Source organism: Bacteroides clarus (assembly GCF_015555825.1).
Lineage (GTDB): Bacteria > Bacteroidota > Bacteroidia > Bacteroidales > Bacteroidaceae > Bacteroides > Bacteroides clarus.
This window is the reverse complement of record NZ_JADNLF010000002.1, coordinates 356,179-370,426: the sequence shown is the minus strand read 5'-3', so window position 1 is coordinate 370,426 and position 14,248 is coordinate 356,179. Positions and strand designations below refer to the sequence as shown.

At 42.9% G+C, this 14,248-nt stretch carries 13 protein-coding genes; 9 read left to right on the top strand and 4 right to left on the bottom strand.

What is annotated here, in order from left to right; all coding sequences use genetic code 11:
* Positions 1–52: 52 nt before the first annotated feature.
* The 3 genes from trxB to I2F54_RS04050 are packed head-to-tail and all read right to left on the bottom strand — an operon-like array spanning position 53 to position 4,182.
* Complete coding sequence (gene trxB, locus I2F54_RS04060) at positions 53–988, bottom strand: thioredoxin-disulfide reductase (RefSeq protein ID WP_087412805.1); 936 nt, start codon at positions 986–988, stop codon at positions 53–55.
* Positions 989–1,015: 27 nt separating this feature from the next.
* On the bottom strand, positions 1,016–1,648 hold the full coding sequence (locus I2F54_RS04055; protein WP_195500574.1) for a LolA-like putative outer membrane lipoprotein chaperone: 633 nt from the start codon (positions 1,646–1,648) through the stop codon (positions 1,016–1,018).
* Positions 1,649–1,668: 20 nt separating this feature from the next.
* The gene (locus I2F54_RS04050; RefSeq protein ID WP_195500573.1) at positions 1,669–4,182 is read right to left on the bottom strand and encodes an FtsK/SpoIIIE family DNA translocase; all 2,514 of its coding nucleotides are present in this window, start codon (positions 4,180–4,182) and stop codon (positions 1,669–1,671) included.
* Positions 4,183–4,292: 110 nt separating this feature from the next.
* On the opposite strand from I2F54_RS04050, the gene I2F54_RS04045 reads away from it, so the two are divergent.
* The 9 genes from I2F54_RS04045 to I2F54_RS04005 all read left to right on the top strand — a co-directional run bounded on the left by I2F54_RS04045 (position 4,293) and on the right by I2F54_RS04005 (position 12,815).
* Entirely contained in the window at positions 4,293–4,835 is a 543-nt protein-coding gene (locus I2F54_RS04045; protein ID WP_195500572.1) for a DUF5063 domain-containing protein, read from the top strand.
* 10 nt (positions 4,836–4,845) lie between these two features.
* A complete protein-coding gene (locus I2F54_RS04040) occupies positions 4,846–5,478 on the top strand; it encodes a 3'-5' exonuclease (RefSeq protein ID WP_009122515.1) in 633 nt (210 codons plus the stop codon).
* A gap of 25 nt (positions 5,479–5,503) precedes the next feature.
* Positions 5,504–6,685 carry a class I SAM-dependent rRNA methyltransferase gene (locus tag I2F54_RS04035; protein ID WP_195500571.1) on the top strand — a complete coding sequence of 394 codons (1,182 nt, stop codon included), beginning with the start codon at positions 5,504–5,506 and terminating at the stop codon, positions 6,683–6,685.
* Positions 6,686–6,925: 240 nt separating this feature from the next.
* Positions 6,926–8,191, top strand: coding sequence for a nucleoside permease (locus tag I2F54_RS04030; RefSeq protein ID WP_022219070.1), 1,266 nt, complete (start codon positions 6,926–6,928; stop codon positions 8,189–8,191).
* Between the two features lie 4 nt (positions 8,192–8,195).
* Complete coding sequence (locus I2F54_RS04025) at positions 8,196–8,774, top strand: bifunctional nuclease family protein (RefSeq protein ID WP_118046297.1); 579 nt, start codon at positions 8,196–8,198, stop codon at positions 8,772–8,774.
* 6 nt (positions 8,775–8,780) lie between these two features.
* Positions 8,781–9,479, top strand: a complete 699-nt coding sequence (locus tag I2F54_RS04020; RefSeq protein ID WP_087412808.1) for a 16S rRNA (uracil(1498)-N(3))-methyltransferase — start codon at positions 8,781–8,783, stop codon at positions 9,477–9,479.
* Between the two features lie 4 nt (positions 9,480–9,483).
* A complete protein-coding gene (locus tag I2F54_RS04015; RefSeq protein WP_022219067.1) occupies positions 9,484–10,587 on the top strand; it encodes a DUF4836 family protein in 1,104 nt (367 codons plus the stop codon).
* Between the two features lie 343 nt (positions 10,588–10,930).
* Positions 10,931–11,575: an ATP-binding cassette domain-containing protein gene (locus tag I2F54_RS04010; protein WP_195500570.1), complete on the top strand. Its 645-nt coding sequence runs from the start codon at positions 10,931–10,933 to the stop codon at positions 11,573–11,575.
* A 22-nt stretch (positions 11,576–11,597) separates the two neighbouring features.
* Entirely contained in the window at positions 11,598–12,815 is a 1,218-nt protein-coding gene (locus I2F54_RS04005; RefSeq protein WP_195500569.1) for an ABC transporter permease, read from the top strand.
* 34 nt (positions 12,816–12,849) lie between these two features.
* On the opposite strand, the gene I2F54_RS04000 is transcribed toward I2F54_RS04005, so the two are convergent.
* Complete coding sequence (locus I2F54_RS04000) at positions 12,850–14,235, bottom strand: glycosyl hydrolase family 28 protein (RefSeq protein WP_087412812.1); 1,386 nt, start codon at positions 14,233–14,235, stop codon at positions 12,850–12,852.
* Between the last annotated feature and the right edge of the window lie 13 nt (positions 14,236–14,248).

The window sequence follows — 14,248 nt, the reverse complement described above, 5'->3', positions numbered from 1 at the left end:
GTTATATAACGAATACCGCGCAGCCTATTTTTTAATTTTTAATTCTCAATTCTCAATTTAGCAAGAATTTTTCCGCCTCAATCGCTGCCATACATCCTGTAGCTGCTGCTGTGATAGCTTGACGATAATGAGGATCGGCAACATCTCCTGCAGCAAATACACCGGGAACTTTTGTACGGGGAGTACCGGGCTCTGTCAGGATATACCCTGTTTCGTCCGTATCGACATAAGGCTTGAATATATCAGAATTAGGTTTATGACCGATAGCCAAGAAGAAACCGTCAATAGCCAAATCATAGCGTTGTTCATCCGATTCACCCATACGTTTTACCAAATGTACGCCTTCTACACCATTGTCTCCGTACAATCCCACCGCATTGTGTTCAAACAATACTTCAATTTTCTCATTGTTCATTACACGTTCCTGCATAATCTTAGAAGCACGTAAGAATGGCTTACGTACAATCAAATATACTTTACTTGCCAAACCGGCCAAATAAGAAGCTTCCTCACAAGCCGTATCACCACCACCGACTACCGCTACAACCTTCTTGCGATAGAAGAAACCGTCACAAGTAGCGCAAGCACTGACACCCATGCCCGCATACTTCTTTTCATCTTCCAGTCCTAAATATTTAGCGGCGGCTCCGGTTGCAATAATAATAGTTTGCGCTTCAATAACCTTTTCTTCATCAATGGTTATCTTATATGGAGATTTACTCAAATCGGCAGCCGTAGCCACACCGAAACGCAAGTCTGCACCGAAACGTTCAGCCTGCTTGCGCAAATCCTCCATCATCTGTGTACCGCTGATACCTTCCGGATATCCGGGAAAATTCTCGATATCGGTGGTGGTAGTCAATTGTCCACCGGGCTGCAAGCCTTCATAAAGCACCGGAGAAAGATTGGCGCGTGCAGCATAAATAGCTGCGGTATATCCGGCAGGGCCGGAACCTATAATTAAACACTTTACTTTTTCTGCTTCCATATTATTCTTTTTATTAATTACACTTTATCATCTTAAATCAACGATCTCAGCAGTAGGATAAGCCTGCTTGTCAAACACAAAGAGGCTGTCGTCATAATTCTTACCTGTCTGATAAGAGTTTATAAACACTATTACCGCATCTTTGCTTCCTCGCTGAACCATACTAAGTTTTAAAGGGCGGAATGACCCTTTTTCTATATACAAGATAACACATTGCATATCTTGGCTGCGTTTGGTGGCAGTCATTACCACTTTATAGGTCGTATCATCTGAGGCATTGCCTACTTTAACCACTTTCAGTTTATAATCCTGATTATAGAGCGACAACCATGAATAAGGATTAATGCTCTGCAATTCTTCCGGCGCAGGTTCGGAAACATTCACTTCATCACTTGAAGCGAGATAACTCCATTGCGTACGTCCGTCAAACCATGTCGTCACGCCTTCTGTTTCCAAAAGAAACTTATCACCTTTCAAACGAATAGAACCATTAGAATTTCCTTCGGGCGCACGCACGGAGAAAGTGATTTTTATTCCACCCTCTCTACGGAAAGCATCTGCCGCACGATCAAGTATGTCTCTGGCATCCGGCTGCTGCGCAACCATAGGAAAAGCCAGGCAGAACATCCAAAAAGTAAATAAAAGACTTTTGATTTTCATGTAATTCAAACGTTGATTTATTACAAATTGTTCAACCGCGCTTCCAAATCCGTTATGTCCGCACAGAATACCTCACGCGCCTTACTGCCTTGGGCCGGACCTACAATTCCCGCCTTCTCCAACTGATCCATAATACGCCCCGCACGGTTATAACCGATAGCAAATTTACGCTGAATAAGTGAAGTAGAGCCTTGCTGCTGATAAACAATCAACTGGGCGGCATCTTCAAACAACGGGTCAAGACGTCCCATGTCGACATCGCCCAAATCACCTGCCGCATTTTCATCCACATACTCAGGCAGATAGAATGCCGTAGGATAGCCTTGCTGGCGAGCTATGAACTTTGTTATCTCCGCAACTTCCGGCGTATCGATAAACGCACATTGCACGCGAACAGGATCGGCACCTTGCAGGAACAACATATCACCGCGACCGATCAGCTGGTTAGCTCCCGGTCGGTCAAGGATAGTACGGGAGTCCACCATAGCCGATACCCGGAAGGCAATACGCGCCGGGAAGTTAGCTTTGATCGTACCCGTAATAATATTCGTTGTAGGACGCTGGGTAGCAATAATCATATGTATACCTACAGCACGTGCCAACTGGGCGATACGGGCGATAGGCAGCTCCACATCCTTACCGGCTGTCATAATCAAATCACCGAACTCGTCAATCACTACCACGATATATGGCATGAATTTATGTCCCTTTTCGGGATTTAGACGGCGGTTGATAAACTTCTCGTTGTATTCTTTTATATTACGTACATGCGCAGCTTTCAACAGGTCGTAACGGGTATCCATTTCAATACAGATAGAATTCAAAGTCTGAACGACTTTGGTTACGTCCGTTATAATAGCATCCTCGCCGTCAGGCAACTTGGCTAGGAAATGATGTTCAATCACCGAATAGATACTGAATTCCACTTTCTTCGGGTCTACCAGCACAAACTTCAATTCTGCGGGGTGCTTCTTATACAATAAAGAAGTGATGATAGCATTCAATCCCACCGACTTACCCTGACCGGTAGCTCCGGCAACAAGTACGTGGGGCATTTTACACAAATCCACCATAAAGACCTCATTGGTAATAGTCTTACCCAACGCAATAGGCAGGTCGTACGTAGATTCCTGAAATTTCTTGCTACCGATAATGCTCTGACCCGAAACAATCTTCGGGTTGGAATTAGGCACTTCAATACCGATTGTTCCTTTTCCGGGTATCGGAGCAATAATACGGATACCCAATGCAGAAAGACTAAGCGCAATATCATCTTCCAGGCCACGTATTTTAGAAATACGAACTCCCTGCTCCGGTGTAATCTCATACAACGTTACCGTAGGACCGACCGTAGCCTTAATAGTGCTGATTTCGATACCGAAACTGCGTAGCGTATTAATAATCTTATCCTTATTGGCATTCTGCTCTGCCATGTCAATCGTAGGTTCGGCATTATCATAATGTTTCATCAAGTCAATGGTCGGATAATGATAGTTTTCCAAATCAAGACAAGGATTATAAGGTTCTATCTCCGGACCGTGATATTCTTCATCTTCCACTGTCTCCACTTCAAAAGCAGGTTCTTTTCCCCCTTGCTGCCCTGATACCGGAATAGTTGAAGCTGTATCAGACGGTGGAGTTTCAATTGTCATAAGTACCTCACCTTCTTCTTTGGCTATCGCAACTTTATCCTTTGCTGCATTTCCCAAGTCAAGCATAATCTCGTGAGTGCCATCATCTTCCTCTTCTTCTTTTCCAAATTCCTCCGGATTCTCGAGTGTCTCTTCTTTTTTCGTATCAGAAGTCGTTTCTGCTGCGACCGGCATCTTCTTTCCTTTCACTGTCCAAGAGTCCGTAAATTCTTCCGGAGTCTCACCTGACCCGCTTCCGGTCTTTTCTTTATGTTTTAAGAAACTAAGGCTAAAAAGTTTACGCAACCAAATAACAGTACGAGCACTCAAATATATAAGGAAACATATAGCGGTAATCAGCAATATCATCCACACTCCCGGTACTCCCACCTGAGATACCAACCAATTGCTGACGTTATATCCATGCATACCGCCCAAATAGAGAAAAGAATCCTTGTATTGGTCTACAAACACAAAACCAAAGAATACCGAGAACCAAATCAACAGTAATGAGCACCCTATAAACCACTTCCACAAACGTACCACACGGACACGCATCAGCTTTAATCCGGCTACGGCTAAAAATATCAGAATAAAGAAAGAGGATATGCCAAAACATTCGTTTATTAAATAACTGGCAAGTTGGGCTCCACGTGAACCGGCATAGTTTTTCACGCCGTTATGCGTAGAAATCAAATCCTGCGCATTTCCGGAATCTATAATGCTCTGGTCTGCCGCCCCTGTAAAGAAGAAAGACGAAAAGGCCAACAGCAGGTAAACCGAAAAGATTACCAGTATCAGACCGGCAACGAAATGGACGGTTTCATTCTTTAAAACCGCTGCTATCTTTCCGAAAAAAGAGATAGAGCGCTCTGTATCTTTAGTTGTATTTTTTTTGACCATAAAATGTATTCCGCTAATATCCGTATAATGACGCAAAAGTAACAAAAAAAAGCTTATGCAGTAATGCTTTCAAACCTTTTTCGTACCTTTGCGTTTCAAATCAAGAAGATATGAAAAAAGAAAGTCAAGTGATATTCGACCGTAATGTTGTGGAATTCGTAACCGTAGCCGCCGAGTTCTGCAAGTTCTTGGAACAGACGGAAACGATGAAACGTTCCGCCTTTGTCGATACATCTTTAAAGATACTTCCCTTACTTTATCTCAAAGCATCCATGTTGCCCCAATGCGAAACGATAGGCGATGAAGCCCTCGAAACATTCGTAACAGAGGAAACTTATGAAATACTCCGTATGAATCTGGCAGGTATTCTCGCCGAAAAGGACGACTATCTGGATGTATTTGTATCGGATATGAAATACAGCGACCAGCCTATCACAAAAAACATTTCCGAAGACTTGGCCGATATATATCAAGACATCAGAGATTTTATCTTCGTATTCCAGTTGGGACTCAATGAAACGATGAACGATTCACTTGCCGTCTGTCAGGAACACTTCACCCTATACTGGGGACAAAAGTTGGTGAATACCCTGCGTGCCTTACATGACGTAAAGTACAACCAACCGGATGAAGAAGAAGATGATGATGAATAAACTTTAAACTATGATTATCAGACGAAGTATAGATAAAGAAGAAGTAAAGGACATGCCGAAAGCTTTCTTTCCGGGGCAGATACATGTTATCCAGACCCCCCAAGAGGCAGAACGTGCCGTAGCTTATCTGAAACAATGTTCCATACTGGGCATTGACAGCGAAACACGTCCGTCCTTCACCAAGGGACAATCTCATAAAGTGGCCTTATTGCAGATTTCATCGGAAGAACACTGTTTTCTTTTCCGCCTCAATCTCACCGGTCTGACTCTTCCGATTATCATGTTACTTGAAAATCCCGGTGTAACCAAAGTCGGACTTTCCCTGCGCGATGATTTCATGATGTTGCACAAACGCGCTCCGTTTGAACAACGCGCTTGTATCGAATTACAAGAATACGTCCGCACATTCGGCATTCAAGACAAAAGCTTGCAAAAGATATATGCGATTCTTTTTAAAGAAAAAATTTCAAAGAGCCAGCGTCTTTCCAACTGGGAAGCCGAAGTACTGACACCGTCTCAGCAACAATATGCAGCCACCGATGCATGGGCTTGCTTGAACATATACAATCGGTTACAGGAACTGAAACGCACCGGTGACTTTGAAATGGCCGCTGAAGAAAGTTGCCGCACAACCACATTATAATATTACCACATCTTAATCATAATTTATGTATAAAGTATATCTAAAGTCAGGCAAAGAAGAATCATTAAAACGTTTCCACCCTTGGGTGTTTTCCGGTGCCATCGCACACTTCGACGGAGAACCCGAGGAAGGAGAAGTTGTTGAAATCTATACATCCAAGAAAGAATTCATAGCTAAAGGTCACTTTCAAATTGGCAGTATCGCCGTTCGTGTACTTAGCTTCATTCAGGATGAAACCATCGATGCCGACTTCTGGAAACGTAAGCTCAGCATAGCCTACGATATGCGACGCAGCATTGGTATAGCCGAAAACCCTACCAACAATACTTATCGTCTGGTACATGGCGAAGGTGACAACCTGCCGGGACTTATAATTGATATCTACGCTCGTACGGCCGTGATGCAGGCGCATTCTGCCGGCATGCACCTCGACCGTATGGCAATAGCCGATGCCCTGACCGAGGTTATGGGTGATAAAATCGACAATATTTACTACAAATCCGAAACAACCCTGCCTTTCAAAGCCGATCTTTATCCGGAAAACGGTTTTCTGAAAGGCGGAAGTACGGATAATATCGCCATGGAATATGGTCTGAAGTTCCATATTGACTGGCTGAAAGGTCAGAAAACAGGTTTCTTTGTAGACCAACGGGAGAATCGTTCGCTACTGGAACGTTATGCCAATGGTCGCAGTGTACTGAATATGTTCTGTTACACCGGTGGTTTCTCCGTTTACGCCATGCGCGGCAATGCCAAACTGGTACATTCCGTAGACAGTTCGGCCAAGGCCATTGACTTGACAAACAAGAACATCGAATTGAATTTCCCCAGTGATAACCGCCATGCAGCTTATGCTGAGGATGCTTTTAAATATCTTGACCGTATGGGTGACCAATACGACCTTATCGTTTTGGACCCGCCGGCATTTGCCAAACATCGTGATGCATTGCGCAATGCCCTTCAAGGATATCGGAAACTCAACGTCAAAGCTTTTGAGAAAATCAAACCGGGCGGTATACTTTTTACTTTCTCTTGTTCACAAGCTGTCAGCAAAGAGAATTTCCGTACAGCCGTATTCACCGCCGCTGCCATGTCCGGCCGTAGTGTACGTATTCTACATCAATTGACGCAGCCTGCCGACCACCCTGTAAGTATCTATCATCCCGAAGGCGAATATCTGAAAGGACTTGTATTATATGTAGAATAAACGGCTAAAATTTTAAATCATGTTAATATAAAGAAGAAACTTAGTAAAACGTTATGTTTTATAACATAAAACCCATTATCTTTGCACTGTGTTTTTCATGGTATTAGATTTAAGGTTAATAAAGATTGGCTGTCTGGGATAGATAGCCTTCTTTTTTTATATACACTTCTTGTTTTTCTGCCGTCTGCGTCGTACATTTGCACCTATTACACAATTCAACAATATTCAAAAACTAATATTATGAGCATCAAATTCCGACTCACGGCTATGCAATTTCTTCAATTCTTTATTTGGGGAGCGTGGCTTATCTCATTAGGTGGTTACATGGGCGGTACATTACATTTTGAAGGCGGCCAGATTGGCGCTATTTTTGCGACTATGGGAATTGCCTCTCTTATCATGCCCGGCCTCATGGGAATTATCGCTGACAAATGGATAAATGCCGAACGTCTTTACGGTATACTTCACCTTATCGGCGCCGGTGCTCTGATTTACGCATCCACTGCTACGACATATAGTCATATGTATTGGGCAATGTTACTCAATATGCTCGTATATATGCCTACGCTGTCATTAGCCAATACAGTTTCGTACAATGCATTGGAACAGTACAAACTGGATTTGATAAAAGATTTCCCGCCCATACGGGTATGGGGAACCGTAGGTTTTATTTGTGCCATGTGGGCTGTAGACCTCACCGGATTCAAGACAGGCCCCGCACAACTCTATGTAGCAGCAATTTCAGCTATCTTTTTAGGACTTTATGCTTTTTCCCTTCCCGGTTGCCCGCCGGCACGCAGCGAAGGAAAGACAATGCTCTCCGCTTTCGGTCTCGATGCATTAGTACTTTTCAAACGTAAGAAGATGGCCATTTTCTTCTTGTTCTCCATGTTGTTAGGTGCGGCGTTACAAATCACAAACACCTATGGAGATTTGTTCTTAAGCTCTTTCGCTTCCATTCCCCAATATGCAGATTCTTTCGGAGTAAAACACTCTGTAATTCTACTGTCCATTTCACAAATGAGCGAAACATTATTCATCCTCGCCATCCCTTTCTTCTTGAAACATTTCGGAATCAAGCGTGTTATGCTTATCAGTATGTTTGCCTGGGTGTTCCGCTTCGGACTATTTGGCCTGGGTGACCCCGGCAGTGGCTTATGGATGCTCATCCTGTCTATGATTGTATACGGTATGGCTTTTGACTTCTTCAATGTATCGGGTTCATTATTCACAGAGATGGAAGCTCATCCGAGTATTCGCGCCAGTGCGCAAGGATTATTTTTTATGATGACAAACGGGTTGGGAGCAATCATAGGCGGATATGCCAGCGGCGCCGTAGTAGACGCATTCTCCGTATATGCTCCCGGCGGCGGTTTGATAAGTCGTGAGTGGACTCCCGTATGGCTTATATTTGCGGCTTATGCATTAGTTATTGGAATTTTATTCGGAATCGTATTCCGTTATAAGCATACTACGGAAAAAGAGACCGACAAGGTGGTAAAATGATAGAATGAACAAAAAAAAGATTGAACTGCAAGTATTGAATATTTCAAATAGCCAGGCACAAGCCGGTGCCTACGCTATGGTGCTGGGCGAGATAAACGGCCCGCGACAATTACCTGTTATCATAGGCAGTGCCGAAGCGCAATCCATGATGATTGAAATGAGAGGAATCGTTCCGCCTCGACCGTTGACACATACGTTATTCGCATCGGTTCTCAAAGTTCTGGGGGCAAATTTATTACGTGTACTCATCTATAAAGTAGATAATGGCGTTTTCTACTCATATCTATATATGAAAGCGGAAGAAACAATCCTGCGCATCGATGCACGTACCAGTGATGCCGTAGCTCTCGCTTTACGTATGGATGCCCCTATCTTCGTATACGATGATATTTTAGAAGCCGAATGCTTAAAAACAGAGCATAGCATCACTCCTATGAAAGAACAAGATCCCGATAAAGCCCCCGCTACACAGCAAAAGACTTTAGAACAGTTAAAAACTGCCCTTCAAAACGCCATAGACGAAGAAGACTATGAACGGGCTGCACAACTAAGGGACATTATCAATCAACACAAGAAACAATAAACAACTATGCACGTATTCTATACTCCCGATATACAATCGCACGCTGAATTACCCGAAGAAGAAGCCGCTCATGCAATCCGTGTATTGAGATTACAAACAGGTGACGAAGTAACATTAACCGATGGTAAAGGCAATTTTTATCGTGCGGAAATCAGCACTGCCACCAATAAACGTTGCCTTGTCAACATACTGGAAACCATCCCTCAGGCACCTTTATGGAGCGGATATTTGCACATCGCAATGGCTCCCACTAAAAATATGGACCGTACAGAATGGTTCGCAGAAAAAGCTACTGAAATAGGCTTCGATGAACTTACCTTTCTGAACTGTCGTTTTTCGGAACGCAAAATAATCAAAACGGAGCGTATTGCCAAGATATTGGTATCTGCCATCAAGCAATCGTTAAAAGCGCGTTTGCCCCGACTGAATGAAATGACTGATTTTAATAAATTCATCAGCCAATCTTTCAACGGCCGCAAATTCATTGCACATTGTTATGAAGGAGAGAAACCTTTATTAAAAGATATTGTTCGTAAGGGAGAAGATGCATTGGTACTCATCGGACCGGAAGGCGACTTTAGCGAAGAAGAAGTGAAAAAAGCCATTGAAAACGGTTTCGAGCCTATAAGTCTCGGTCGTTCCCGTTTACGTACTGAAACAGCAGCCCTCGTTGCTTGCCATATATTGAACTTACAAAACCAATAATATAATGAGAAAGAGTATTTCCTTCTATTTACTGCCGTTCTTATTTATAGTACTATGCCTAAGCTCATGTAGTAAAACCGAGAAAAAGACAGAATATACCCATGCGATTCCCGCTAATGCCACAGAAGTGGCGGCACTTGACTTAACCAGCATTGTCGATAAAGCAGGTCTGAACAATTCAGACACCCAAGCTACTTTGCAAAAGTTGTTAGGCCTGCTTCTCGAAGGCGGAAACGCCAACCTGAAAAAAGAAGTGGAACCTCTTCTGAAAGATCCCGCCAAAAGTGGAATAGACTGGAGCGCTCCGGTTTACGTATTCGAAGCTCCTACGCTACACAATACTGCAGTCACTTTGAAGATTGCCGATTTAAAGAAATTTGAAGCCATGCTTCAAATATTTGTTCAAGAACAATTCTGTACCGACCCGGTAAAAGCCGATGGTTACCGAAGTATTGAAATAAAAGATACAGGAGTACTGTTTGCCTACAACGACGGTACTCTGCTTGTGGTTTACGGAGGCAGCTCCGAACAACTGCAGAAGTTGCAACCGGCTATCACCGCCCTCATGCAACAACCAGCCGACAAGAGTATCCATACAAATAAATATTTCACCCCGATGATGCAACAAAAGGGAGATATACGGCTATTGGCAACTCCCGATGCTCTCCCCATGGATGTCCGTGGTGTACTGAACTGGCCGCATGGCACACAATTACTGGGTTATGTCCTGTTTGAGAACGGACGTATATACGCTACCTTGCAAAGCGCCGACTTTAAAGGAGAGACTCAAGAAAGCAATCAGCCTTTCCATCCTCAAAACTCACGAGAGTTACAACAAGCCATGATGAGTATGATACATGGAAGAGCTTTCAACATCTCATTAACCAGCGATGAATTGTTGACCTTAAGCAATCTTCGTGTTCTTATGGAATATGCGTCGGACGAACCGGAAATCAATATCCTTTATATGCTAATCATGAAAATAGAAGAACTGAACCTGCGGGGAGACAAGAATCGGACAAACTTTACAGTTGTTCTGAACGAGAAGAATGAAAATGCCCTGAAACAACTTATCGACTTCGCCAAACTGTTCGCGGGGATAAAGTAGTAGCAGCAGTAGTCAGTAATTAATAATTAGCAATTAATACGAATCAGAAGTTAATAATAAAGTAACCTAAGGCTGAAAGCCTTCTATCTCTAAGCCCGGGGTAACACCCCGGGAATGCGAATATGACTAACATTGCGCCCTGTAAGGGCAAAATCTCCGAATATTAGTCTTTTGCCTTTAACACAGAACACTGAGAACATTTATCCCTGGAGTATTATCCCGGGCTTAGAGATAGAAGGCTTTCAGCCTTAGAATTTGTCAAATCAGCTTAATTGTCAATAGATTCTTCGCTACGCTCTGAATGACAGATTGGATAAGATAATAAAACATACTTGAACAACCAATGAACCACATTCGTTTACAGCAGACTTTGCCTCAAGCCTTTGCCCGTCGCGATGCCATCACTTCACAAATATGGCATCAGGACATAATTTTCAGCAAAGGAAAACGTTATCTGATAGAAGCTGCTTCAGGTACCGGTAAATCATCTCTATGCAGCTATATCTACGGGTATCGCCGCGACTATCAGGGTATCATTAATTTTGATGAACGCAATATCCGTTCATTCTCCGTTAACGAATGGATAGATATACGAAAACATTCGCTCAGTATTCTTTTTCAGGAACTTCGTATTTTCCCAGAACTGACTGCACTTGAAAATATCTTATTAAAAAATCGCCTGACCAACTACAAGAAGAATAAAGAGATTATTACTCTTTTCGAAGCAATCGGTATTCCCGATAAGATTAATGAAAGAGCCGGGAAGCTTTCTTTCGGCCAACAGCAACGCGTTGCTTTTATACGCAGCCTTTGCCAACCATTCGACTTTATCTTTTTGGATGAACCTATCAGCCACCTCGATAATGAAAACAGTGTCATTATGAGTACTTTGCTCATGGAAGAAGCAGGAAAGCAAGGAGCAGGAGTTATTGTAACATCCATTGGAAAGCATCCGGAGCTTGAATATGATGAAACTTTCCGTCTATAATTCATAAACCATCATTCAAATCATGAACAAACTTGTTTGGAAACTTCTCCGTCAACATATCAGTATAGGCCAACTGACCGGCTTTTTTCTCGCCAACCTCTTCGGTATGCTGATTGTATTGCTGAGCGTACAATTCTATCGGGACGTACTCCCCATTTTCACACAGGGAGACAGCTTCATGAAGAAGAATTATATCATCGCCACCAAAAGAATCAGTACACTCGGCAGCTTTACCGGAAGAAGTAATACTTTCTCCCTAAAGGATATCGAAGAAATGAAAGCGCAATCTTTCACTAAAAGCGTGGGAGCTTTCACCCCTTCCTTATTCAAAGTATCCGCAGGTTTAGGTATGCAGGAAGCCGGAATACACCTCTCCACCGAAATGTTTTTTGAGTCGGTACCCGATGAATATGTAGATGTAAACTTAGATAAATGGCATTTTGATGAGTTTTCTCAAGTCATTCCTATCATCATTCCCCGTAATTACCTGAATTTATATAACTTCGGCTTTGCACAAAGTCGCAGTCTACCAAAACTTTCCGAAGGTCTCATGAACCTTATACAAATGGATATCAGTCTACGGGGTAACGGACGTGTAGAGCAATTCAAAGGTAAAATTGTAGGCTTCTCCAATCGTCTGAATACAATTCTTGTTCCCCAAACATTTATGGACTGGGCAAACAAGAGCTTTGCTCCCGGCAAAGAAGCCCAACCTTCCCGCCTCATCGTTGAAGTAAAGAACCCTACCGACACAGCCATCAGCAACTACTTTCAACAAAAGCATTACGAAACCGAAGGTGACGGTCTGGATGCCGGAAAAACAACTTATTTCCTGCGTCTCATCACCGGTATTGTCATGGGAGTAGGATTATTCATCAGCATTTTATCCTTTTACATCCTGATGCTAAGTATCTTCCTATTATTGCAAAAGAATACAGGAAAACTGGAGAATCTGCTTCTTATAGGATATAGTCCGAATCGCGTAGCGCTTCCCTACAATATACTGACAGTCGGTTTAAATCTATTAGTGTTGGTACTGTCTGTCGGTGGAGTAGCATGGCTGCGTGGTTATTACACGAAAATCATCAGCACGCTTTTTCCACAATTGGAGACGGGAACGTTACTTCCATGCTGGATAATAGGCTGTATCCTGTTTTTCGCAGTGTCTTTACTGAATATTATGATGATACGCAGGAAAATTACAAGCATTTGGAGCGGAAGCAATAAAACAATAAAATAGTTTTCACACGAAGAAAATGTTATTAAACTACCAATCACTTAATCTCAATGTCTTCTATAAACTCATTTTTTATAATCCCTTTCAGGTGCTTCATTTTCACACCATTGATCATAATACTATCAAAAACTACATTTCTCACACATCTATTCTTATCCAACCCTTGCACCAAAGAAGCGTTCTCACCAACTCCTGTATAAGTGATATTACGGAACGTAATCCCTTCAATACCGTTACCGGGTTGCTTATCGTACTTAGGATTGAAACGGACTTTCACATAGAAAAGACGGCCTTCCTGAATATTCTCTACACGGATATCCTCGAACAAGACATTACGCACCCAATTCTTGTCGCCACAATCTACCGTCATACACCCCTGATACAGCGGATCATCTTCATCGTGTTCCAGAATATCAATATTGTGAAACGTCAGATTTTCAATCACCTCGCCCGTTAAAGAATCCGGATCGCCATGGCCGCCTACATTGATAGGATGCGCAACATCCGCCCACAGCACGGAATTCCGTACGGTAATATCGCTTGAACCACCCCACCAGTTCCAGCGATGATTATAGAGCGCAATACAATCATCCCCCGTACGAAGAAAAACATTATCAACAAGTACTTTACGGCAACACATCATGTCAATGCCATCACTCCAGCTTTTGCAACTAAAAGTTTTCAAGTTACGGATAACTATCTCCGAAGAACCGCCACCGAACACTGTATAATGCTCGGGATTTACAACCGTAATTCCATCAATCAGTACATTCTTGGCATCGGTTATTTCAATACCGCGGACAGGATGGTCTAATATTCCGCGACCAATGATACGCACATTTTCAGCATTATCAACCAACAGTTTAGCTTTCAGCACTGCACCCGGAGCCAAATAGACCGTAGTATTGCTTGGTATGCGTATCTGATTATTGGGTAAATCTTTCGGACGATGTATCCCCGGCCCAAAGAACATAACGCCTTTTGCTTCCTCCGAGTAAACCTCTTCTTCCATTGGATTGGCAAAAAGATGCAAATTGTGCAAACGGTCTCCGTTAAACTCGACTGAAAGATTTTGAGGCTTGTCCAAAGTGAAAAAAACGGCGTTTTGTACTTGCCGACAGGCTATATTATTATTCAGAGGGCGTATGGCAACCTCACGCACCGTACCGTTATTCTTTTTTACCATAACTTCCACTGGGCTTCCCATATCGAACTGTACCATGGAAGCATCTTGCGGCTTATCCAAATCGACCTGCACTTTATATTCAAACACGTCCTGCCATTCCCCGCCAAGCATACGGACACGAACCGTATAATCATCATTGTGAGGCATACCCGTATGCAATCCCACCGGATAAGTTTTCAACTGCGCTTGGACCGCCATGCCGAAACTTACCAATACTACTAATAATAAATGTTTCATTGCATATCTTTCT

Coding starts and splice junctions, on each gene's coding strand:
- trxB (WP_087412805.1), bottom strand. CDS start 988: ATGGAAGCAGAAAAAGTAAAGTGTTTAATTATAGGTTCCGGCCCTGCC.
- I2F54_RS04055 (WP_195500574.1), bottom strand. CDS start 1,648: ATGAAAATCAAAAGTCTTTTATTTACTTTTTGGATGTTCTGCCTGGCT.
- I2F54_RS04050 (WP_195500573.1), bottom strand. CDS start 4,182: ATGGTCAAAAAAAATACAACTAAAGATACAGAGCGCTCTATCTCTTTT.
- I2F54_RS04045 (WP_195500572.1), top strand. CDS start 4,293: ATGAAAAAAGAAAGTCAAGTGATATTCGACCGTAATGTTGTGGAATTC.
- I2F54_RS04040 (WP_009122515.1), top strand. CDS start 4,846: ATGATTATCAGACGAAGTATAGATAAAGAAGAAGTAAAGGACATGCCG.
- I2F54_RS04035 (WP_195500571.1), top strand. CDS start 5,504: ATGTATAAAGTATATCTAAAGTCAGGCAAAGAAGAATCATTAAAACGT.
- I2F54_RS04030 (WP_022219070.1), top strand. CDS start 6,926: ATGAGCATCAAATTCCGACTCACGGCTATGCAATTTCTTCAATTCTTT.
- I2F54_RS04025 (WP_118046297.1), top strand. CDS start 8,196: ATGAACAAAAAAAAGATTGAACTGCAAGTATTGAATATTTCAAATAGC.
- I2F54_RS04020 (WP_087412808.1), top strand. CDS start 8,781: ATGCACGTATTCTATACTCCCGATATACAATCGCACGCTGAATTACCC.
- I2F54_RS04015 (WP_022219067.1), top strand. CDS start 9,484: ATGAGAAAGAGTATTTCCTTCTATTTACTGCCGTTCTTATTTATAGTA.
- I2F54_RS04010 (WP_195500570.1), top strand. CDS start 10,931: ATGAACCACATTCGTTTACAGCAGACTTTGCCTCAAGCCTTTGCCCGT.
- I2F54_RS04005 (WP_195500569.1), top strand. CDS start 11,598: ATGAACAAACTTGTTTGGAAACTTCTCCGTCAACATATCAGTATAGGC.
- I2F54_RS04000 (WP_087412812.1), bottom strand. CDS start 14,235: ATGAAACATTTATTATTAGTAGTATTGGTAAGTTTCGGCATGGCGGTC.